Source organism: Microbacterium sp. C5A9, from assembly GCF_022627955.1.
Taxonomy (GTDB): Bacteria; Actinomycetota; Actinomycetes; order Actinomycetales; family Microbacteriaceae; genus Microbacterium.
The window spans coordinates 287,542-308,146 of record NZ_JABXGD010000002.1 but is presented as its reverse complement, the minus strand read 5'-3'; the positions used below and the strand labels follow the sequence as shown (position 1 = coordinate 308,146).

Genomic DNA, 20,605 nt, shown 5'->3' with positions numbered 1-20,605 from the left:
GGGGTCACCGGATGACGTCGAAGTCGGCGCCGAGCGCGTCGAGCTTGGCGAGGAACTTCTCGTATCCGCGGCTGAGGATGTCGACTCCCGAGACCTTCGACTCGCCCTCTGCCGTCAGCGCCGCGATCACGTGGCTGTACCCGCCGCGAAGATCGGGCACCACGATGTCCGCACCGTGCAGCGGCGTCGGCCCCGTGATGACGGCGGCCTGCTCGAGATCACGGCGAGGAACGCGGCGTGCACCGTCCTGGAGTCCGCGCGGGTGCACGACGATGTCGGCCCCCATCTTGACGAGCGCCTCGGTGAAGCCCATGCGGTTCTCGTACACGGTCTCGTGTACGACCGAGCGGCCGTTCGCCTGGGTCAGCGCCACCACGAGGGGCTGCTGCCAGTCGGTCATGAACCCGGGGTGGACGTCGGTCTCGACGATGACGGGCTTGAGCTCGCCCTCGCGCCGGAACAGGATGCCGTCCTCCTGGATGTCGAACCAGCCACCCGCCTTGCGGAAGACGTTCAGGAAGGTGAGCATCTCCTGCTGCTTCGCGCCGCCGACGAAGATCTCGCCGTCGGTCGCCAGCGCCGCAGACGCCCACGAGGCGGCTTCGTTGCGGTCGAAGATCGAGCGGTGGTCGTAGCCGCGGAGCTTCTCGACGCCCTCGATGAGGATCACCCGGTTCGGCTCGTAGGAGATGATGGCGCCCATCTTCTGCAGCACCGCGATCAGATCCATGATCTCGGGCTCGATGGCCGCGTTGCGCAGCTCGGTCGTCCCCTCGGCGCGCACGGCCGTGAGCAGCACCTGCTCGGTGGCGCCCACGCTCGGGTACGGGAGGTGGATCTTCGCACCGTGCAGCCGGGAACCGCCGGTGGAGAGACGGATGCCGCTGGGCAGCTTCTCGACGACCGCACCGAACTTGCGCAGCGCGTCGAGGTGGAAGTCGATCGGGCGGTCGCCGATGCGGCAACCTCCGAGGTCGGGGATGAAGGCCTGTCCGAGACGGTGCAGCAGCGGCCCGCAGAACAGGATCGGGATGCGGGAGGCGCCGGCGTGGGCGTCGATCTCCTCGAAGTGGGCCGACTCGACGCCGACCGGGTCGAAGGTCAGGGAGCCGGGCTCGTCGCCGGGCGTCACCTGCACGCCGTGCACCTCGAGCAGCGAGCGCACCACGGCGACATCGCTGAGATCGGGCACATCGCGCAGCGTGCTGGCCGTCTCGCCCAGGAGCGTGGCGACCATGGCCTTCGTCGCCAGGTTCTTCGCGCCCTTGACGTCGACGCGTCCGCGAAGCGGGCGCCCTCCGCGAATGGCGAGGACGTCTCCGGTGAGAGCGGGTGCTCCGTCGGGGAGAGCGTCGCGCACGGGTGTCGTCATTCGGGCCTCACTTCGTTCAGGGAAATCGGGGCGGGTCGCCCTTCGGCTCACCCGCCCCACCGTTCACTGAACGGGTAGGGTCCGGGGCCGCCACGACTCGCGACGGGCCTCGAACTGCGCGATCTTGTCTTCGTTGCGCAGGGTGAGCCCGATGTCATCGAGCCCTTCGAGGAGCCGCCATCTAGTGTAATCGTCGATACCGAGGTCAGCCTGGATATCGCCGATCGAGGCGATCCGCTCCTCGAGGTTCACCGTGATCTGGGCCCCGGGATTCCGGTCGATCTCGGCCCAGATCCGCTCGAGATCCTCCTCGGAGATCGTGGCGGCGAGCAGACCCTGCTTGCCCGAGTTCCCCCGGAAGATGTCGGCGAAGCGCGGGCTGAGCACGACCGTGAAGCCGAAGTCGCGCAGCGCCCAGACGGCATGTTCGCGGCTCGACCCCGTACCGAAGTCGGGCCCCGCGACCAGCACGGAGGCCCCCTGGAAGGCAGGCTGGTTGAGCACGAACTCGGGGTCCTGGCGCCAGCCGTGGAAGAGCGCGTCCTCGAAGCCGGTCTTGGTGACCCGCTTGAGGAACACCGCCGGGATGATCTGGTCCGTGTCGACGTTCGAGCGCTTGAGGGGTGCGGCGATACCCGTGTGGGTGGTGAACTTCTCCATCAGAGGGCTCCGTCCGTGGTCGCGCCCGCGGTCACGGGCTGTTCGTTCGACAGGTCGCTCGGGCTCGACAGCGTGCCGCGGATCGCGGTGGCCGCGGCGACGAGCGGTGAGACGAGGTGGGTGCGGCCCCCCTTGCCCTGGCGACCCTCGAAGTTGCGGTTCGACGTCGACGCGCAGCGCTCTCCGGGCGCGAGCTGGTCGGGGTTCATGCCCAGGCACATCGAGCAGCCCGCGAAGCGCCACTCGGCGCCGAAGTCCTTGATGACCTGGTCGAGGCCCTCGGCCTCCGCCTCGAGGCGCACCCGCGCGGATCCGGGGACCACCATCACGCGAACCCCGTCGGCCTTCTTCTTGCCCTTGACGATCGAGGCGAACGCACGCAGATCCTCGATGCGGCTGTTGGTGCACGAGCCCATGAAGACCGCGTCCACCGGCACCTCCTTGAGCGGTGTGCCCGGGGTGAGGTCCATGTATTCCAGTGCGCGCTCGGCGGCGGCGCGCTCGTTCGCGTCGGCGATCTCGGCCGGGTCCGGCACCGCGGCGGAGAGCGAGCTGCCCTGACCGGGGTTGGTGCCCCAGGTCACGAACGGCTCGAGCTCGTCGGCGTCGATGAACACCTCGGCGTCGAACGTCGCGCCCTCGTCGGTGGGAAGCGTGCGCCAGTAGGCGACCGCATCGTCCCAGTCCTGGCCTTGCGGCGCGTGGGGGCGGCCCTTGAGGTACTCGAAGGTCGTCTCGTCCGGCGCCACCATGCCGGCGCGTGCACCCGCCTCGATCGACATGTTGCAGATCGTCATGCGACCTTCCATCGACAGCGAGCGGATGGCGCTGCCGCGGAACTCCAGCACGTAGCCCTGCCCGCCGCCGGTGGTGATCTTCGCGATCACCGCGAGGATGATGTCCTTGGCCGTGACCCCGGGGCGCAGCGTGCCCTCGACGTTGATCGCCATCGTCTTGAACGGCTTCAGCGGCAGCGTCTGGGTCGCCATCACGTGCTCGACCTCGCTGGTGCCGATGCCGAACGCCATGGCGCCGAACGCACCGTGAGTGGACGTGTGCGAGTCGCCGCAGACCACGGTGATGCCGGGCATCGTGAGTCCCAGCTGCGGGCCGACCACATGCACGATCCCCTGCTCGGCATCTCCCAGGGAGTGCAGCCGCACGCCGAACTCGGCGGCATTGCGGCGCAGGGTCTCGATCTGCGTGCGGCTCGTCAGATCCGCGATGGGCTTGTCGATGTCCCACGTGGGGGTGTTGTGGTCCTCGGTCGCGATCGTGAGGTCGAGGCGCCGCAGCGGACGTCCCTCGGCGCGCAGGCCGTCGAACGCCTGCGGGCTCGTGACCTCGTGCACCAGGTGCAGGTCGATGTAGATGAGGTCCGGCTCGCCGTTCTCGCCCTTGACGACGAGGTGGTCGTCCCAGACCTTCTCGGCCAGGGTCCTGCTGCGTGCGGGAGCAGAGTCTGCTGCGGGGGTGTTCATTGCGTGTCTCCTGAAGATGGCGGGTCGGCCCACGATGGACTCCGCGACGAGGAGGGGCTCAGAACGAGGTCTCGTCGCGGCCGCTAAGAAGGAGCACGATCCGCATGACGTCAGGTTACCACCGCTCGAACAGTGCTCGACGCGCCGTGACACAGTACTGTGACCCGACCCTTCGAGAGGCATCCGCATGACCGACGACACCGCAGGCTTCACCACCAGAGCCGTCCACGCCGGCCGGAGCCAGGATGCCGCGTCGTCGCGGGCGACACCGATCTACCTCACCGCCGGGTTCGAGTTCGAGGACTTCGACCACGCCGCCCATCACTTCGGCACCGGCGCCGGATTCGGCTACACCCGCACCGGCAATCCGACGGTGCACGCCGTCGAGCGGCAGATCGCGGCCCTCGAGTCCGGAGCCGAGGCTGTGCTCGTCGCGAGCGGTCAGGCCGCCGTCGTGACGGCGCTGCTGACCGTGGCGGGGGCGGGAGATCACATCGTCTCGTCCACCCACATCTACGAGGGAAGCCGAGGGCTCTTCCTCGACAACCTCTCGCGGCTCGGGATCGAGACCACCTTCATCGACGACATCGCCGACGAGGATGCCTGGCGACGGGCGATCCGTCCGAACACCCGGGCGCTCTTCGCCGAATCGATCTCGAACGCACGCAACGACATCCTCGACATCGCGGCCGTGAGCGGCGTGGCCGACGCGGCCGCGATCCCGCTCATCGTCGACAACACCCTGGCGACGCCGTACCTGCTGCGCCCCCTCGAGCACGGAGCGGCCATCGTGGTGCACTCCGCCTCGAAGTTCCTGGCCGGACACGGATCCGTGCTCGGCGGAGTGATCATCGACGACGGACGCTTCGATGCCGAGAAGGCGGGTCACAACGCACCGCACCTGGTGCTCCCCGGCCGCGGCGGATTCCCCAGCGTCGCTGCGCGACACGGAGGGAAGGCGCGCATCGCGTACGCCCGCGAGTCCGTGGCGCCGCGCTTCGGGGCGTCGCCGTCTCCGCTGAACGCCTTCCTCATCGGACAGGGGGTCGAGACGCTCGGCCTCCGCGTCGAGCGTCAGTCCCGCAACGCGCTCGACGTCGCGAGGTGGCTCGCCGCGCAGGACGCGGTGGAGAGCGTCGACTATGTCGGACTCGAAAGCCACCCCGACCACGAACTGGCACACCGATACCTCACCGGCGGCCACGGGTCCATCTTCACGTTCACTCTGCGCGGAGGGCTCGAGGCAGCGCGTGATTTCGTGGAGCGGGTCGAGGTGTTCACGCACATGACGCACATCGGCGACGTCCGGTCGCTCGTGCTGCACCCGGCGACCACGAGCCACTCGCACCGCTCCGACCATGAGCGCGAGGTCCTGGGAGTGCGTCCGGGAACACTGCGCCTGTCGATCGGCATCGAAGACGTCTCCGACCTGATCGCCGACCTCGCCCGCGTGCTCGAGCCCGCACGGGAGACGGTGGCATGACCAGACAGCAGCACTTCGGCTGGTTCCTGGCGCGGGGCTTCGGACCGCAGGGCTGGGGGTACCCGTCTCTGGAGTGGGACTACGACTGGACTCGCCCTGACGTCTATCAGGAGGCGGCTCGCACTCTCGAACAGGCGGGATTCGATCTCGTCATCATCGAGGACGCACCGTCGCTCGGCTCGCCCGACACGATCGACCTGCGGGTCCGTCATGCCTTCGGCGGCCCGAAACACGATCCGCTGCTTCTCGCTCCGTATCTCTTCCAGGCGACCCGCCACCTCGGTGTCGTGCCGACGGTGAACCCGGCGGCATACCTGCCGTACACGGCCGCGCGGCAGTTCTCGACGCTGCAGCACCTCAGCGGTCACCGTCTCGGGCTCAATGTCGTCACCGACACCGGGAGCGCACGGCTATTCTCCGCAGCGGGGCAGCTGGGTCATGACGCCGCCTACGACCGTGCCGAGGAGTGGCTCGCCGGCATCCGCTCTCTCTGGCGCAGCTGGGACGACGGCGCACTGGTGCAGGACCGCGGGACCGATGTGTTCGCCGACGGCTCGAAGCTGCACGCCGTGCGCCACCGCGGCGAGCACTTCGCGTTCGAGGGTCCCCTGAACGCCCTGCCCTTCACCGACGGGGAGCCCGCGATCGTCTCCCCCGGCGGCTCCGGACGCGGCCTCGGGTTCGCCGGCGCGAACTCCGACGTCCAGCTCGCCCTCGCGCCCCTGGACGAGGCATCGGTGCGCGCCTACCGGTCGAAGATCCACGCGGCGGCGACGGCCGCGGGGCGCTCCCCCGACGACGTGAAGATCCTCTTCGCGATCCAGCCCGTGATCACCTCGTCTCCGGAGGAGGCCGATCGGATCGTCGCCGCGTCGGCCGATCCCGACGACGCAGCCCTTCTGCAGATCGCACGCAAGCAGTCGAGCGACCTCGAGACCGACCTGACCTCGCTCGACCTCGAACGACCGCTCGACCTGTCGATCTTCGGGGATCACGTCTCACGCGGCAGCATCCAGCGACTGATCGGCGACCGCGGTGAGGGGGCTCCGCTGCGGGCTCACCTCACGGCCCTCGCCCGCACCGGTCGGATCACCGATCGTTCCGGCTTCGTCGGGACGGCCGAGGAGTTCGCCGACCTCATCGAGGAACTCGGAGAGTGGGGCAACGACGGAGTGCTCCTGTGGGGCGACTTCCATCCCGTGACCCTGCACCGCACGCTCGACGAGCTCGTACCGGTGCTGCGTCGTCGTGGCATCCTCCGCCGGGAGTATGTCGACGGCGGCCTGCAGGCGAACCTGCGCGCCTTCTGATCGCACTCCCGCCGTGCGGGCTACCAGCCCAGAGAGCCGGGTCCGCCCTTGAACGGGCCGACGACGGATGACGTGACCCAGCCGCCGTAGAACCCGCCGGGCTGCGGAGTGACGATCTCACCGCCGACGGTGCATTCGTCCATCGGTCCCGCATACACGGCGACCCGGTCCTTCAGTGCGTCATAGCCCGGCGCAGGGCTGGGGTAGTTCCATGCCGCGCCGGGGGCGACGGATCCGCCACCGTGCACATCGAGATAGCGCGCGGCGCCCTTGAACTCGCAGAAGGAGGACCCGGCGGCATCCATCAGAGCGCCGTCGACGAAGTCCGCGATCGGGAGGTAGTACACGGGAGGATGACTCGTCTCGAGCACCCGCATCGCGCTGGCCGTATCGGCGATGAGCTCACCGCCGAGGCGTATCGTGACCCGTTCGCGCACCCGCTCGACTCTCGGTGGCCGGGGATAGTCCCAGACCGACTCCTGACCGGGACCGGGGACGAGGGGGTGTGGTCTGCGCATCTGTTCACTGTACGACGCTGTTCATCTCGGGGCGCGCCGTGTTGACTGGGGTCATGGCCGCGATACCCATGTTCCCGCTCGGGTCGGTGCTCTTCCCCCACACACCTCTTCCCCTGCGTGTGTTCGAGCCGCGCTATCTCGCGATGATCGGGCGCCTGCTCGACGACGAGGAACCTCTGTTCGGAGTCGTGCTCATCGAACGCGGCCAGGAGGTCGGCGGCGGCGATCGACGAAGCGGAGTCGGCACGCTCGCCCGGCTGGTCACCGTCTCGGCAGAGGCCGAGGCGCTGTACGCCGTCTCGGTCGGCACCTCTCGCTTCGTCGTCGACAGCTGGATGGACGACGCACCCTATCCGCGCGCCGAGGTGAGCCCGCTGGCCGAGCTCACATGGAACGACGCGCTCACCCCGCTGCGCACCGAGGCCGAGGCGATCGTGCGGCGCGTCCTCGCGCGATCCGACGCCCCCTGGGACGCCGACACCGAGCTCTCCGACGATCCGCTCGCCGCGTCATGGCAGCTCGCGGCGATCGCGCCCCTGGGCGAGTACGACCGCCACACCCTGCTGAGGTCGGACTCGGTCGGCGCGCTGCTTCGTCAGGTCATCGACCTGACACTCGACGCGGAGCTCCTCTGGTCGACCGAGTGAGGACTCCGGCCCCTACTCGACGCCCACCGACCTCTTCGCGGCCGACTTCTCCCGCGACGCCGCGATCAGGCTCGCCACGGTCGCGACGGTCATCGACACGACGATGACGCCGAGCGAGACGAGGTTGTCGATGTCGGGCACCCACTCGACGTGCTGGCCGCCGTTGATGAAGGGCAGCTCGTTCTCGTGCAGGGCGTGCAGGATCAGCTTCACTCCGATGAACCCGAGGATCACCGCGATGCCGTAGTGCAGGTAGCGCAGGCGGTCGAGCAGGTCGCCCAGCAGGAAGTAGAGCTGGCGGAGGCCCATGAGCGCGAAGATGTTCGCCGCGAAGACCAGGAATCCGTTCGTGGTGATCTCGAAGATCGCGGGGATGGAGTCGATCGCGAAGATGAGGTCGGTCACGCCGATCGTGATGAACACGATCACCATGGGCGTCCACATCCGCTTGCCGTCGACCGTCGTGCGGAGCTTGGAGCCGTCGTAGGTCTCGCTGATGTCGATGCGGCGGCGCAGCAGGCGCACGATGAAGTTCTCGCGCTTGACGTCGTCCTCATGCTCGCCTTCGGGCATCGCCTGCTTGATCGCCGTGTAGATGAGGAACGCGCCGAAGATGTAGAAGATCGGCGAGAAGTGCTCGATGACGGTCACGCCGACGAGGATGAACGCTCCTCGCAGAACGAGCGCGATGATGATGCCGACCATCAGGACCTGCTGCTGCAGGCGTCGCGGCACCGCGAACTGCGCCATGATCAGCACGAAGACGAACAGGTTGTCGATCGAGAGGCTGTACTCCAGGGCCCACCCGGTGATGAAGTCCCCGGCGTTACGCCACCCGGCCACGTTGCCGAGAAGCACGGCGAAGAGCAGCGCGAGACCGACGTAGAAGACGACCCACAGCGTCGACTCCTTGGTCGACGGGATGTGCGGACGCAGGCGGATGAGGAGGAGGTCGCCGATCAGGATGATCGTGAGGACGATCATCGAGGTGATCTCGAACCAGACAGGAATGTCCACGGGTGCTCGGCACCTTTCGGCAGGGGTCGGAAAACGGCCGAAAGTCTCTCCCACGCATGGAATGCGTCGCACGACCGGAGCAGCGATGACGGTGCTCGTGATGACGGTGGGTGCGCTTGCGGGATACTCCCTCTCGCGTCCCCGATTCTAGTCTCAGTTTCTCGTCTCGGTGTCGTCGCCGAGGGGAGAATGCAGCGCCTGATTCGCCCCGTCCCCCACCGGCGTCTCACGATCTGAGACGATGGGGCCTCCTTCGACACTTCCCCGGTGAGAGACACCGAACGGAAACGGGATGACCGTGCAGACGACTGATCAGAGATGGGTGGCGCTGGCCGCGACCGGTGACGAGAGCGCCTTTCGCCAGCTGTACCGCTCACACGTCCGACCGGTCTACTGGATCGCCCACGGGCTGCTCGGCTCCCCCGCCGACGCCGAGGACGTGACTCAGGAGACGTTCGTCACCGCGTGGCGCAAACTGCCCGGGCTCGAGCTGCAGGGAGAGTCCCTGCTCCCGTGGCTCGCGACGATCTGCCGTTTCCAGGCGGCGAACCGCCTGCGACAGCGCCGGCGCGACCAGGCGAACACCACGGACGCGGTCGATGACACGATCCCCTCGACGATCAGTGTCGAGGAGCAGGTGATCACCGCCGCGCTCGCGACGCGGATCGCCGCCGAGGTCGGCACGCTGAGCGATCTCGACCGCGAGATCTTCCGACTGTGCGCGGCCGACGGGTATTCGTACCAGGCAGCGGCCGAGGAACTCGGTGTGAGCCACGCCATCGTCCGGAACCGTCTCTCCCGAGTCCGCACCCGACTGCGCGGTGCTGTGAAGGAAGCGAGCGACGCATGAACGACAGCGAGCGGCACATGACCGACGACGAACGACGCGGGCACGAGAGCGTGCCCATCGACGATCTGCCGGACCTCTCGGATGCGGCTGTGGCGCGCATCGAGTCGTCGGTGTTCGCGCAGATCGCGGCCGAAAGTCATCCGGAGACCGCCGGCTCGGCCCCCGCGCGAGATCGCCGTCGACGCTGGTTGACCGGCATGGGCATCGCCGCAGCCTTCGTGGTCGGCGTGCTCGTCACGCCGCCGATCCTGGGCATCGTGGGCGGCAGCGCGACGAGCGACGCCGGCGGCGGGGAGCTGCCGGCGGGTGTCGCGATCGAAGATGCACGGGCAGGGTCCGCCGATCAGAGCGCGCCCGAGAGCGGATCCGATCTCTCGGCGGAGTCGTCGAGCGTGCTGCCGGGTACCGCCGACAGCGCGGAGCGCGAGATCATCGCGACCGCGAACGCCACCGTTCGGGTCGAGGACATCGCCGAGGCCGCTGCCGAGATCACCGCAGTCGCCGAGACCCACGGAGGGTACGTCGAGGGTACGGAGATCGGCGGGAGCACCGCCGGCGACGGCTCGTCGGAGCCCGCCCCCTCCGAATCCGGATACGGGTGGATCAGCATCCGGGTACCGTCGGCCGACCTCGCGTCCGTGATCGACGAGCTCGCGGACTCGGGCGAGGTGCTCTCGTCGTCGACCTCAAAGCAGGACGTGACCGCGACGGCGATCGACCTCCGCGCGCGCGTGGATGCCACGAGGGCGTCCGTGCAGCGCCTGACCGAGCTGATGTCCCAGACCGGCACGGTCGCAGAGCTCATCGAGGCCGAGGTCGCTCTCACCGACCGGCAGGCACTGCTCGAGTCCTACGAGCAGCAGCTCGCCGGGCTCGAGGATCAGGTCGCCATGTCGACCCTCCAGGTACAGCTGACGCGGACGACTCCGCCGACAACGGCTGACCCTGCCGGATTCACCGACGGTCTCACCGCGGGGTGGAACGGTCTGGTGGCGTCGCTGAACGCGCTGGTCGTCGCGATCGGCTTCGTGCTGCCGTGGATCGCGCTCGCAGGCGCCGTGGTCCTCGTGATCTGGCTCATCCGCCGGGCACGGCGCACCCGCCGCTCCCTCGAAGAGCCCCCTGTCGACAACTGAGCGCACACGGGTCTCCCGCGTCTCCTCCGATCGGCGGCGCCGCTAGAGTCGTCGGCATGAGCAGCGCCGCCACCGACTCGACGACCCGCACGGTGCCCGCCGGTCGCGATCTCACGCTCGATCTGGCGCGGGTCGTCTGTGTCGTACTGGTCGTGTTCGTGCACATCCTGTTCACGGGGGTGGGACGCGCGCCGGACGGCTCGCTGCTGATCGAACGGACGGTCGAGGCGCAGTCCTGGTTCACCGCCGCGTCCTGGGTCGCGAACATCATGCCGCTCTTCTTCGTGGTGGGAGGATACGCCGCCCGTGCCGGATGGCGGTCGGCCGCGGCCCGAGGAGACTCGGCCGCGGATTTCGTCCGGGTCCGTCTCATCCGTCTCGCACGCCCGGCGCTCCCGTTGTTCGTCTTCTTCGCGGTCGCCCTCGGTACCACGCGGGTGTTGGGCATCGACCCCGCGCTCGTCGACACCGTCGCGATCGGGGTCGGATCTCCCCTGTGGTTCCTCGCCGCGTACATGATCGTCCAGGCACTCGCTCCGAGCATGATGCGGCTGCATTCGAGGTACGGAGCGTGGGTGCTGCTCGGCCTCCTGGCGGGGGCGATCCTGGTCGACACCTTCCGATTCACGGTGATCGGGGGGTTCTTCGGCATCCAACCGGTCGCCGGAACGGGCTACGGCCTCGGACAGGAGCTGTTCGGCATCCCGAACATCGTCTTCGTCTGGCTCTTCGCCCAGCAGGTCGGGTTCTTCGTGTTCGACGGCTGGTTCGCATCTCGGCGCTGGTGGCAGCTGCTGCTGCTCATCGGAGCGGGCTATGCGGCGCTCTGGGGGCTCGTGTCGCTGGGAGGGTATTCGTGGAACATGCTCGGCAACCAGTGGCCTCCGACCACAGCCATGGTGATGCTCGCAGTGATCCAGGCAGCGGCTCTCACCCTGCTGCATGCGCCGCTCACCGCCCTCATGCGGCTGCGAGCCGCGCAGGCCGTGGTGTTCGTGATCGGCTCGCGCCTCATGACGATCTACCTCTGGCACCTGCCGATGATCATGGTGCTGATCGGCGTCCAGATTCTGCTTCCGTTCCCGCTTCCGGCACCGGGAGGCGCCGTGTGGTGGTGGACGCGACCGCTGTTCCTGGTCGTGGTCCTCGCGGCGGTGTGGCTGCTCTCACTCTGGCTGGTCCGATTCGAGAGGGCGCCCGACGGTGGCACAGTGCGCTTCCCATCCACGGCCTCCGTGATCGCTGCCGTGCTGGTCTTCGTCGCACCGATCATCGCGATCACCGCGTACGGGCTCGACTTCCCGCTCGCGGCGGCGGCCCTGATCGGCACCGCGCTCGCGCTGTGGCTGACAGGCACGCGCCGAGACTCCGCACTCTGACGGACGCCGGACGTCGATAGTCGGAGGATGACGAAAGCCCCCCGGATGACCGGAGGGCTTTCGCGTGTTGTGTGACCCCAGCGGGATTCGAACCCGCGTTACCGCCGTGAGAGGGCAGCGTACTAGGCCGCTATACGATGGGGCCGTCTGGCGGAATGTTTCCGTTCCGCGACAACTGTTCAAGTATGCCACGACGATTCTGTGCGTGCAAAATCGAGCCCGGCCCTCGTCGATTCCCGGGCGTGGCGCGCCGGACCGAGACGTTTGCCAGACTCGGCCGGAAGGAGTTGACTCATCTCATGCGCGTCACGAAATTCGAACATGCTGCCCTTCGCATCGAGCAGGGCGACGAAGTCATCCTCCTCGATCCCGGTTCTTTCACGACTCCCCCGCACGACCTCGGCGGCCTGGTCGCGGTCGTACTCACCCACGAGCACCCCGACCATTGGACTCCCGAGCACCTGGACCGCATCCTGCGTGCGGCGCCGGGTACTCCGATCTTCGCGCCGTCGGGAGTGGCGCGTGCCGCAGAGGGGTACGACATCACGGTCGTAGCCCCCGGCGACGCCGTCGATGCGGGGAGCTTCTCGCTCCGGTTCTTCGGGGGCACCCACGAGGTCATCCACTCCTCGATTCCGACGATCGAGAACGTGGGCGTCCTGGTGAATGACGCGCTCTACTACCCGGGCGATTCCTACGCGGTGCCCGAGGGCGTCACGGTCGACACCCTCGCCGCACCCCTCGGCGCCCCCTGGCTCAAGATCGGCGAGGCGATGGACTATGTGCTCGCCGTCAGGCCGCGCCGAGCGTTCGGCACCCACGACATGACTCTCTCGGTGGCAGGCAAGACCATGCACCGCCAGCGACTGCAGTGGGCGACCGAGCAGAACGGCGGCGAGTTCTTCGTGCTCGAGCCCGGCGAGTCCCTCGACATCTGATGGCGGATTCGCCGCAGGCCGAGATCGCCCTCGACGAATCCGCCGTCCGGTCTCTCCTGCGAGAGTCCGCCCCCGCCCTGGCAGAGCGCGATCTGCGGCTGTTCGCCGAGGGGTGGGACAACACGAGCTGGCGGCTCGGCCCAGACCACCTGGTACGCCTGCCCCGTCGCCTGGCAGCTGTGGCGCTGGTCGAGCACGAACAGCGCGCGCTGCCGGAACTGGGGCCGTGGCTGGCACGCCTCGGCATCCGGACGCCGATTCCCGTGCACGTCGGGCGTCCCTCGGAGCGGTTCCCCTGGCCGTGGTCGATCGTGCCCTGGATCGACGGCGAACAGGCCCTGGGCATCGACCGCGCGGACAACACCGGCTGGGCGGCGACGCTCGCCGCCGCCCTCACGGCGCTGCATCAGCCGGCCCCGGCCGACGCCCCGCGAAACCCCGTGCGCGGCGTGCCCCTGCGAGAACGTGACGAGGTGATGCAGGCGCGACTCCAGACCGCCGCGGCGCCGTCGGTCATCGGGGACGCCTGGGGACACGGTCTCGACGCCGCGGACGCGAGCGAGCGGGTGTGGATCCACGGCGACCTCCATCCGGGGAACGTCGTCGTCGAGAACGGCATGCTCCGCGCCCTCATCGATTTCGGTGACGTCACCGCGGGAGATCCCGCCTACGATCTGGCCGCGGCCTGGCTGCTGTTCGACGGCGACGGACACGAGACGTTCCGTCGGGCGACCCTCTCCCGCTACGACGACGCGACCTGGACGCGCGCCCGCGCATGCGCCGCCTACCTCGCGACCGTCTTCCTCACCCAGATGGACGACCGCCCCGAGTTCCGTGCGCTCGGGTCGAGCACGACACGCGCGATCGCCGAGCGCTGACGACGAGCGGCCCGCCGGCCCCGGACCGGGTGCCGAGGCCAGACGAGCGCAGACTCCTACTGGAGCGCGCGCACCCGCAGGTCGCGGGCGAGATGGTCGCGCTGCTCGAGCACGATTCGTCGCAGCGCCGCGGGAGCGGATGCGTTCTCCGTGAGCCAGGAATCCACCAGGTCGAGGCTCGCCGACGCCGGGAACAGGCCGACGACGAGCCGCTGCGCCAGCTCGATGCTCCGTGAACGCCAAGCCTCGGCGATCCGACCGAAGTACTCCTCGTCGAAGGCGGCGATGAGGTCCCGGCGACCTCCCGCCCGGATGCCGGCGATCTCCGCGTCGAGGTGATCGTTGCTCAGCGTCCGGTCCTCCCAGGCGGCGGTCCACGCGGCCGCACGCACCTGCGGGGTCGGCCGCGAGGCCAGCGCCCGTCGCGCAGCCGTGCGACCGCTTGCGGTGTCATCGCGACTCTGCTGCTCCGCGATGTCGCCCTCGTCGGCGTGGCCGGTCGCGACGAGCGCGGTGAGCAGCTGCCAGCGCAGATCGGGGTCGACGGGGAGCCCGTCGGGCACATCCCCGTCGAGCAGACCCCGGATCTCCGTGTGTCGCGCGTCGTCGAACGACGCGGCTGCGGCGACAGCACGCGCCCAGGACAGTTGCGCATCGCTTCCGGCTTCCGCGGCCAGCAGTGCGCCCCACGCCGCATCGACCCATTCGCGCTGCTCGGCGTCGCGACGATCGTCGGCGACGTAATGGCGGATCGCGAACGCCGTGTTCGCGAGGATGCCGACCAGCAGGCCGATGTTCGATTCTGCCGGAGCATGCTCCCGGACGATGGATGCGTACCGGTGCGCGGCGAGCTCTCCGTCGCGAGTGGCGTTCCACAGGGCTGACCAGACGACGGCACGTGCCAGCGGATCATCGATCGAGGAGAGCGACTCCTCGACGGTGGTGAGTGACGCGTGGTCGAGACGGACCTTCGCGTACGTGAGGTCATCGTCGTTCAGGAGCACGAGGTCAGCGTCCGGAAGGTCGATGCGCGTCCGCTCCTCCGCGATGTCGAGAGCGATCTGATGGCGGCGCACCACCCGACCGTCGACCCGGTCGTAGAGTCCGACCCGCAGGCGGTGCGGACGCGGGTCGCTCTGCACCAGTACGGTGCTGTCGCCGTCCTGCTCCAGCCAGAGCGTGGAGACGCCCGTCGTCCGCAACCACGCGTCCGACCATTCGGTCATGTCGCGTCCGGACACCGCGCTCAGCTGCACGAGGAAGTCGTCGAGGGTCGTGTTGCCGAACGCATTGGCGGAGAAGTACCTCCGCGCCCCCTCGAAGAAGGCGTCATCCCCGACGAACGCGACCAGCTGCTTGAGCACCGCGGCACCCTTGGCGTAGGTGATGCCGTCGAAGTTGAGCTTCGCCGCCTCGAGGTCGGTGATGTCCGCGACGATGGGATGGGTCGTCGGCAGCTGATCCTGCTGGTAGGCCCAGGCCTTGCGATTGGCCGCGAACTTCACCCACGCGTCATGGAATCTCGTCGCGACCGCCGAAGCATGCGAGCCCATGTAATCGGCGAAGGACTCCTTGAGCCACAGGTCGTCCCACCACTTCATGGTGACGAGATCGCCGAACCACATGTGCGCCATCTCGTGCAGGATCGTGTTCGCCCGGGCGGCCCGCTGAGCCTCGGTCGCCGCCCCCCGCGCGAGGTAGGCCTCGGTGAACGTGACAAGGCCGGGGTTCTCCATGGCGCCGAGGTTGTACTCGGGCACGAAGATCTGGTCGTACTTGCCCCAGGGATACGCGGAGGCGAAGGCGTCGGTGAAGAAATCGAGGCCCTGACGGGTGATCTCGAGGATCTCGTCGGACTCGAGATACTGCGCGAGCGACTGTCGCGCGAACACACCGAGGGCGACCTGCTGCCCCTCGCTCTCCCACACTCCGTCGACGCGTGCGTAGGGGCCGGCCGCCACGGACGTGATGTAGCTGGAGATCGGCAGGGTCGGAGCGAACTCGACACGCTGCACCCCGACGCCCGCGTCGACCTTCACCGCCGCCTGGTTGGAGAGGACCTCCCACCCGGCCGGGGCATCGACGACGAAGGTGTACGGCGCCTTGAGATCGGGCTGCTCGAAGCAGGCCATCACGCGGCGCGAATCGGCGGGCTCGTACTGGGTGTACAGATACGTGCGGTCGTCGGCGGGGTCGTGGAACCGATGCATCCCCTCACCGGAGCGGCTGTACGCGGCCACGCCCTCGATCCGGACGATGTTGGTCTCGGCCAGGTCGCGCAGTGCGATGCGAGCACCGTCGAAATCGACCTCCTGGTCGACGCCGTTGACGACGACGCGGTCGACGCTCTCGCCGATGAAATCCACCCAGGTCGACTCCGCGGTCGATGAGAACTCGAGTGTCGTGATCGACGCGAAGCCCGTGCGCGAGCGCTCCGGCGCCCCGGTCAGATCCAGCTCGACGCGGATGTGTCGCACGGAGACGGCGGCGGATCGCGCTGCGGTCTCCCCGCGAGTGAGATTGGCGGTGTCCATGCGTCCATCCTGTCACCTGCACGCCCCTCCCCTCTTGTTGCTCGATGCAACTTTCAGGCGTAGAGTTGCATCATGCAACACCAAGATGGCGGGACCGCACGGCATGAAGACAGCGCCGCGGTGCTGCGCTCGCTCGTGGCCATCACCCGCCGGGGCCTGGTCGATGCCCGAGCCGGCGAGACCCGACTGTCCATCACCGATCAGTCGATCGTGATGGCGATCGCCGACGAGCCCGGCATCCGCTCGACGGACATCGCTCAGATGTTCCGCCTGAACCGCTCGACCGTGTCGCGCCAGCTCTCCGCACTGATCTCGCTCGGTCTCGTGCAGGAGACCAGTCCGCTCTCCGGCCGCGGTCGACCGCTCGCACTCACCCCCGCCGGCGACGACGCCTTCCGGAGCACTCTCGACGCGCTCCAGGGCGTGATCGACTCCCATCTCGCCGCGTGGTCCGACGCGGAGGTGTCGCGATTCGCGCACGACCTCCAGCGATTCGACCGGGGCGACGACACAGCCTGACCACGGCTCACCAGACCGGATACGGCCCACAAGGCCACAGAGGAAGAAGAAGAGAAATGAAGAACATCACCGTTCTCGGGACCGGCGTGCTCGGATCGCAGATCGCGTTCCAGACGGCCTTCCACGGATTCGACGTCGTCGCCTACGACATCGACCAGGCAGCGCTCGACCGTGCTGCCGAGCGGTTCCGCGCACTCGCGCAGCGCTACGTGGCGGATGGCGTCGCGAACGCAGCCGACGGAGGCGCCGAGGCGGCGGTCGACCGCATCCGTCTCACCTCGGACCTCGCGGATGCCGCAGCCGACGCCGACCTCATCATCGAGGCCGTCCCCGAGAACCTCGAGCTGAAGCAGAGCATCTACCGGACACTCGCGGACGCGGCACCGGCGACGACGATCTTCGCCACGAACTCGTCCACGCTCCTGCCGAGTGCACTGAGCGAGTCGACCGGCCGCCCCGATCGATTCCTCGCACTCCACTTCGCCAATGAGATCTGGTCTCACAACACCGCCGAGGTGATGGGCACCCCCGCCACCGACCCCGCGGTCTACGAGTCCGTCGTCGAGTTCGCCTCGCAGATCGGCATGGTTCCGATCCAGATCAAGAAGGAGAAGGCGGGGTATCTGCTGAACTCGCTGCTGGTGCCGTTCCTCGAAGCAGGAGCCCAGCTGCTCGTCGACGGGATCGCCGAGCCGGAGGCGATCGACGCGACCTGGCGGATCGGAACCGGTGCCCCCGCCGGGCCGTTCGAGATCTACGACATCGTCGGCCTGACGACCGCGTACAACATCTCGCGCATGGGCGGAGAGAAGCAGCAGCGCTTCGCCGAGCTCCTCAAGGAGCAGTACATCGACAAGGGAAAGCTGGGCGTCGCCACCGGCGAGGGCTTCTACACCTACCCGCGCGAGAGCTGACCCGGCTGTCCCCCGCGCGTTCCGCCGCGGTGGGCGTGGGCGGTCACTTCGCCAGGAGCCGTCGGATCGCGGTCTCGGGCGACACCGTGAGATCGAGCATCCGACCGCGCGCATACAGCCGGAACACCCGAGGGTCGATGTAGCTCCCCCGCGCGACCGCGAGGGTGTTGCCGAGCGCCGACGCCGTGGCCTGCACGGCGAGGCGCTCGGCACGACGTCGCTCGTTCTTCGTCTCGAGACGTCCGATGCGCGCGAGCGCGTCCGCCGCCAGGATGGTCCCGTGCAGCGTGCGGAAGTCCTTCGCCGTGAACGCCGCCCCGGTGACCTGGCGAAGATAGTCGTTGACCTCGCCCGAGTTGAGCCTCACCCGACGCCGTCCCTTGCGGTAGGCGAGCAACGGTGCGCGGGGGGCGCCCACCGCGAACTCCGACAGGGCATCGGCGAGAGCCGCGTCGGTGATCTCGATCGACGCGAGCTGACGGCTCTTCGCCGGGAAGCTCAGTGCGACGGTGCTGCCGTCGACCCGGACGTCGTGCCGGCGAAGGGTGCTGAGCCCGCGACTGCCGTGCTTCACGAGGTAGCGCTCGGAGCCGATGCGCAGCGCCGCGTCATCGAGCAGCCGAAAGGCCACGGCGAGTGCCCGCTCGCGAGTGAGCCCCTCCTGGTTGATCGCCCGCGTGACCTGGGCCCGCGCCGAGGGCAGGGCCGCAGCCAGTCGGAGTGCCCTGGCGAACTTCCTCTGGTCCCGTCCGGTGCGCCACAGCGGGTGGTAGAGATACTGACGCCGCCCTGCATCGTCGGTGCCCACCGCCTGGATGTGCGCGAGCGGATCCGCGGCGATCCACACGTCCTTCCATGCGGGTGGGACGACGAGGTCGTGGATGCGCTCGCGATCCGCCTCCGACACCGCCTGATCCGCGGCATCGAGGTACCGGAATCCCGATCCGGATCGGATGCGGCGGATGCCGGGCTCCTCACCGGGAACCACTCTTCTCAGTGCCATCACTGTCTCCCTCGTGCGCCTCGCTCTCGGCGAGGAGCGTCTGAGGATGAGCATCGCGGCTGCGGGCTTTTCCGAGAAGGGCATGGCGTCATGAACGGTTCTCCTGCTAGGCACGGGAGCCATCCGACGATCACGAGTGAGGGAGCCAGCACGTCCCGAGAAACAAGAAAACCCGCGGAAATCCGCGGGTTTCGTTCTTGCTGGGGTACCTGGACTCGAACCAAGAATAACGGAACCAGAAACCGTCGTGTTGCCAATTACACCATACCCCAAGGGCGAAACCGGAGCCTCGCACCGAGAGTCAAGCTTACCCGAGCCACTGCCCCAATGCCAAAACGCCCCGCACAGTCCGGGCGCGTCGCCCACGATGGGAGCGTGCCGACCCGGGAGGATGTGGCCGTGCACGACAGAGGGAGGGCACCGATGGGTGCCCTCCCTCTGTCAGCAGACTCAGTTCGCGAGGAACTCCGACAGTGCGCGCAGCCGGCGCAGCGACTCGTCCTTGCCGAGCAACTCCATCGACTCGAACAGCGGCGGCGAGATCCGACGGCCGGTGATCGCGACGCGCGGAGGCCCGTAGGCGACGCGCGGCTTCAGCTCCAGCTTCTCGACCAGAGCCTCGGCGAGAGCTTCCTGGATCCGCTCGGGCGTGAACTCCGACACCGGCTCGAGCGCCGTGGCGCAGGCATCGAGCACCTCGGCGGCGTTGGCGGGCAGCCCCTTCAACGCGTCGGCGTCGTACGAGACGTCGTCCGTGAAGAGGAAGCCGACCATGCCGGGCACCTCGCCCAGCAGCTGCACACGCTCCTGCACCAGGGGTGCGACACGGAACGCGGTCACCAGCTGCTCGTGCGTGGGCTCGTCGAACAGGCCGGCGGCGGCGAGATACGGGATCGTCCGCTCGGCGAAGTCCTTCTCGCCCAGCATGCGGATGTGGTCGCCGTTGATCGACTCGGCCTTCTTCTGGTCGAAGCGGGCCGGGTTCGGGTTCACGTTCACGATGTCGAACGCCTCGGTGAACTCCTCGAGGGAGAACACGTCGCGGTCGGGTCCGATCGACCAGCCGAGCAGTGCGAGGTAGTTCAGCAGACCCTCGTGGATGAAGCCGCGGTCGCGGTGCAGGAACAGATCGGCCTGCGGGTCGCGCTTGGAGAGCTTCTTGTTGCCGGTCTCCCCCAGCACCAGCGGCATGTGCGCGAAGCGCGGTACGAACGTGGTGACGCCCGCCTCGATGAGGGCCGCGTAGAGGGCGAGCTGACGCGCGGTCGACGGCATCAGGTCTTCGCCGCGGAGCACGTGAGTGATGCCCATGAGCGCATCGTCCACCGGATTCACGAACGTGTACAGCGGGATGCCGTTGGGGCGCACGACCACGAAGTCCGGGAAGGACCCCGCGGGGAAGGTCACCTCGCCGCGGATGAGGTCGACGTACGTCAGGTCCTCGTCCGGAACGCGCAGGCGCAGTGCGGGCTGACGCCCCTCGGCGCGGAACGCCGCCTTCTGCTCATCGGTCAGAGCGCGATCGAAGTTGTCGTAGCCGAGCTGCTTCGCGCGTCCTGCGGCCTCGTTGCGCGCGTCGATCTCCTCCGCCGTCGAATAGCTCTCGTAGAGCGCGCCCGATGCGAGCAGCTTCTCGATGACGCCGCGGTAGATGTCGTGGCGCTCGGACTGACGGTAGGGGGCGTGCGGACCGCCGACCTCGACGCCCTCGTCCCAATCGATCTTGAGCCAGGTGAGAGCGTCGACGAGCTGACGGAAGCTCTCCTCGCTGTCGCGGGCGGCGTCGGTGTCCTCGATGCGGAACACCATCTTCCCGCCGGTGTGGCGGGCGTACGCCCAGTTGAAGAGCGCGGTGCGGACCATGCCGACGTGCGGCAGGCCGGTCGGTGAGGGGCAGAAGCGGACGCGGACGTCGGCGCCACTGGCGGTCGTGGTGAGGGGGTGAGGAGTAGCCATAGCCCTTCGA

At 68.4% G+C, this 20,605-nt stretch carries 18 protein-coding genes and 2 tRNA genes; 10 read left to right on the top strand and 10 right to left on the bottom strand.

The window, feature by feature from the left end; translation table 11 throughout:
• Positions 1–4: 4 nt before the first annotated feature.
• From murA to leuC, 3 genes are all read right to left on the bottom strand, one after another.
• Positions 5–1,372, bottom strand: a complete 1,368-nt coding sequence (murA, locus tag HWD99_RS04680; protein WP_241795081.1) for a UDP-N-acetylglucosamine 1-carboxyvinyltransferase — start codon at positions 1,370–1,372, stop codon at positions 5–7.
• 63 nt (positions 1,373–1,435) lie between these two features.
• Positions 1,436–2,032, bottom strand: a complete 597-nt coding sequence (leuD, locus tag HWD99_RS04675) for a 3-isopropylmalate dehydratase small subunit (protein ID WP_241795080.1) — start codon at positions 2,030–2,032, stop codon at positions 1,436–1,438.
• The gene (gene leuC, locus HWD99_RS04670) at positions 2,032–3,513 is read right to left on the bottom strand and encodes a 3-isopropylmalate dehydratase large subunit (RefSeq protein WP_241795079.1); all 1,482 of its coding nucleotides are present in this window, start codon (positions 3,511–3,513) and stop codon (positions 2,032–2,034) included. The genes leuD and leuC overlap by 1 nt, the downstream gene beginning before the upstream one ends.
• Positions 3,514–3,700: 187 nt before the next feature.
• Between leuC and HWD99_RS04665 the strand changes: the two genes are divergently transcribed.
• Together HWD99_RS04665 and HWD99_RS04660 are read left to right on the top strand one after the other, a co-directional pair.
• On the top strand, positions 3,701–4,996 hold the full coding sequence (locus tag HWD99_RS04665; RefSeq protein ID WP_241795078.1) for an O-acetylhomoserine aminocarboxypropyltransferase/cysteine synthase family protein: 1,296 nt from the start codon (positions 3,701–3,703) through the stop codon (positions 4,994–4,996).
• Complete coding sequence (locus HWD99_RS04660; RefSeq protein ID WP_241795077.1) at positions 4,993–6,306, top strand: LLM class flavin-dependent oxidoreductase; 1,314 nt, start codon at positions 4,993–4,995, stop codon at positions 6,304–6,306. Before HWD99_RS04665 ends, HWD99_RS04660 begins: the two co-directional genes overlap by 4 nt.
• Before the next feature lie 20 nt (positions 6,307–6,326).
• Here the strand turns inward: HWD99_RS04660 and HWD99_RS04655 are convergent, their stop codons facing one another.
• Complete coding sequence (locus HWD99_RS04655; RefSeq protein ID WP_241795076.1) at positions 6,327–6,824, bottom strand: DUF427 domain-containing protein; 498 nt, start codon at positions 6,822–6,824, stop codon at positions 6,327–6,329.
• Between the two features lie 53 nt (positions 6,825–6,877).
• Here HWD99_RS04655 and HWD99_RS04650 point away from each other — a divergent pair, with 53 nt between their 5' ends.
• Positions 6,878–7,471: an LON peptidase substrate-binding domain-containing protein gene (locus tag HWD99_RS04650; RefSeq protein WP_241795075.1), complete on the top strand. Its 594-nt coding sequence runs from the start codon at positions 6,878–6,880 to the stop codon at positions 7,469–7,471.
• A 12-nt stretch (positions 7,472–7,483) separates the two neighbouring features.
• Here the strand turns inward: HWD99_RS04650 and HWD99_RS04645 are convergent, their stop codons facing one another.
• Entirely contained in the window at positions 7,484–8,488 is a 1,005-nt protein-coding gene (locus HWD99_RS04645; protein ID WP_241795074.1) for a TerC/Alx family metal homeostasis membrane protein, read from the bottom strand.
• A 292-nt stretch (positions 8,489–8,780) separates the two neighbouring features.
• Here HWD99_RS04645 and HWD99_RS04640 point away from each other — a divergent pair, with 292 nt between their 5' ends.
• The 3 genes from HWD99_RS04640 to HWD99_RS04630 are packed head-to-tail and all read left to right on the top strand — an operon-like array spanning position 8,781 to position 11,853.
• The gene (locus tag HWD99_RS04640; protein ID WP_241795073.1) at positions 8,781–9,338 is read left to right on the top strand and encodes an RNA polymerase sigma factor; all 558 of its coding nucleotides are present in this window, start codon (positions 8,781–8,783) and stop codon (positions 9,336–9,338) included.
• Positions 9,335–10,474, top strand: coding sequence for a DUF4349 domain-containing protein (locus tag HWD99_RS04635; RefSeq protein ID WP_241795072.1), 1,140 nt, complete (start codon positions 9,335–9,337; stop codon positions 10,472–10,474). Before HWD99_RS04640 ends, HWD99_RS04635 begins: the two co-directional genes overlap by 4 nt.
• Before the next feature lie 56 nt (positions 10,475–10,530).
• The gene (locus HWD99_RS04630; RefSeq protein WP_241795071.1) at positions 10,531–11,853 is read left to right on the top strand and encodes an acyltransferase; all 1,323 of its coding nucleotides are present in this window, start codon (positions 10,531–10,533) and stop codon (positions 11,851–11,853) included.
• 72 nt (positions 11,854–11,925) lie between these two features.
• Here HWD99_RS04630 and HWD99_RS04625 read toward each other — a convergent pair.
• Positions 11,926–11,998 (bottom strand) — tRNA-Glu (locus HWD99_RS04625).
• Between the two features lie 154 nt (positions 11,999–12,152).
• On the opposite strand from HWD99_RS04625, the gene HWD99_RS04620 reads away from it, so the two are divergent.
• The gene (locus HWD99_RS04620; protein ID WP_241795070.1) at positions 12,153–12,791 is read left to right on the top strand and encodes an MBL fold metallo-hydrolase; all 639 of its coding nucleotides are present in this window, start codon (positions 12,153–12,155) and stop codon (positions 12,789–12,791) included.
• Positions 12,791–13,669, top strand: coding sequence for an aminoglycoside phosphotransferase family protein (locus HWD99_RS04615; protein WP_241795069.1), 879 nt, complete (start codon positions 12,791–12,793; stop codon positions 13,667–13,669). Before HWD99_RS04620 ends, HWD99_RS04615 begins: the two co-directional genes overlap by 1 nt.
• A 56-nt stretch (positions 13,670–13,725) precedes the next feature.
• On the opposite strand, the gene pepN is transcribed toward HWD99_RS04615, so the two are convergent.
• Positions 13,726–16,203, bottom strand: a complete 2,478-nt coding sequence (gene pepN, locus HWD99_RS04610; RefSeq protein WP_241795068.1) for an aminopeptidase N — start codon at positions 16,201–16,203, stop codon at positions 13,726–13,728.
• Between the two features lie 72 nt (positions 16,204–16,275).
• Here pepN and HWD99_RS04605 point away from each other — a divergent pair, with 72 nt between their 5' ends.
• Positions 16,276–16,722, top strand: a complete 447-nt coding sequence (locus HWD99_RS04605) for a MarR family winged helix-turn-helix transcriptional regulator (protein ID WP_241795067.1) — start codon at positions 16,276–16,278, stop codon at positions 16,720–16,722.
• A gap of 56 nt (positions 16,723–16,778) precedes the next feature.
• Positions 16,779–17,636 carry a 3-hydroxyacyl-CoA dehydrogenase gene (locus HWD99_RS04600; protein WP_241795066.1) on the top strand — a complete coding sequence of 286 codons (858 nt, stop codon included), beginning with the start codon at positions 16,779–16,781 and terminating at the stop codon, positions 17,634–17,636.
• Positions 17,637–17,679: 43 nt separating this feature from the next.
• On the opposite strand, the gene HWD99_RS04595 is transcribed toward HWD99_RS04600, so the two are convergent.
• The 3 genes from HWD99_RS04595 to gltX form a co-directional block, all read right to left on the bottom strand.
• Complete coding sequence (locus tag HWD99_RS04595; protein ID WP_241795065.1) at positions 17,680–18,642, bottom strand: DNA topoisomerase IB; 963 nt, start codon at positions 18,640–18,642, stop codon at positions 17,680–17,682.
• Positions 18,643–18,839: 197 nt separating this feature from the next.
• Positions 18,840–18,911: transfer RNA gene (locus HWD99_RS04590), tRNA-Gln, on the bottom strand.
• A 178-nt stretch (positions 18,912–19,089) separates the two neighbouring features.
• The gene (gltX, locus tag HWD99_RS04585) at positions 19,090–20,595 is read right to left on the bottom strand and encodes a glutamate--tRNA ligase (RefSeq protein ID WP_241795064.1); all 1,506 of its coding nucleotides are present in this window, start codon (positions 20,593–20,595) and stop codon (positions 19,090–19,092) included.
• Positions 20,596–20,605 lie beyond the last annotated feature (10 nt).

Coding starts and splice junctions, on each gene's coding strand:
- murA (WP_241795081.1), bottom strand. CDS start 1,372: ATGACGACACCCGTGCGCGACGCTCTCCCCGACGGAGCACCCGCTCTC.
- leuD (WP_241795080.1), bottom strand. CDS start 2,032: ATGGAGAAGTTCACCACCCACACGGGTATCGCCGCACCCCTCAAGCGC.
- leuC (WP_241795079.1), bottom strand. CDS start 3,513: ATGAACACCCCCGCAGCAGACTCTGCTCCCGCACGCAGCAGGACCCTG.
- HWD99_RS04665 (WP_241795078.1), top strand. CDS start 3,701: ATGACCGACGACACCGCAGGCTTCACCACCAGAGCCGTCCACGCCGGC.
- HWD99_RS04660 (WP_241795077.1), top strand. CDS start 4,993: ATGACCAGACAGCAGCACTTCGGCTGGTTCCTGGCGCGGGGCTTCGGA.
- HWD99_RS04655 (WP_241795076.1), bottom strand. CDS start 6,824: ATGCGCAGACCACACCCCCTCGTCCCCGGTCCCGGTCAGGAGTCGGTC.
- HWD99_RS04650 (WP_241795075.1), top strand. CDS start 6,878: ATGGCCGCGATACCCATGTTCCCGCTCGGGTCGGTGCTCTTCCCCCAC.
- HWD99_RS04640 (WP_241795073.1), top strand. CDS start 8,781: ATGACCGTGCAGACGACTGATCAGAGATGGGTGGCGCTGGCCGCGACC.
- HWD99_RS04635 (WP_241795072.1), top strand. CDS start 9,335: ATGAACGACAGCGAGCGGCACATGACCGACGACGAACGACGCGGGCAC.
- HWD99_RS04630 (WP_241795071.1), top strand. CDS start 10,531: ATGAGCAGCGCCGCCACCGACTCGACGACCCGCACGGTGCCCGCCGGT.
- HWD99_RS04620 (WP_241795070.1), top strand. CDS start 12,153: ATGCGCGTCACGAAATTCGAACATGCTGCCCTTCGCATCGAGCAGGGC.
- HWD99_RS04615 (WP_241795069.1), top strand. CDS start 12,791: ATGGCGGATTCGCCGCAGGCCGAGATCGCCCTCGACGAATCCGCCGTC.
- pepN (WP_241795068.1), bottom strand. CDS start 16,203: ATGGACACCGCCAATCTCACTCGCGGGGAGACCGCAGCGCGATCCGCC.
- HWD99_RS04605 (WP_241795067.1), top strand. CDS start 16,276: ATGCAACACCAAGATGGCGGGACCGCACGGCATGAAGACAGCGCCGCG.
- HWD99_RS04600 (WP_241795066.1), top strand. CDS start 16,779: ATGAAGAACATCACCGTTCTCGGGACCGGCGTGCTCGGATCGCAGATC.
- gltX (WP_241795064.1), bottom strand. CDS start 20,595: ATGGCTACTCCTCACCCCCTCACCACGACCGCCAGTGGCGCCGACGTC.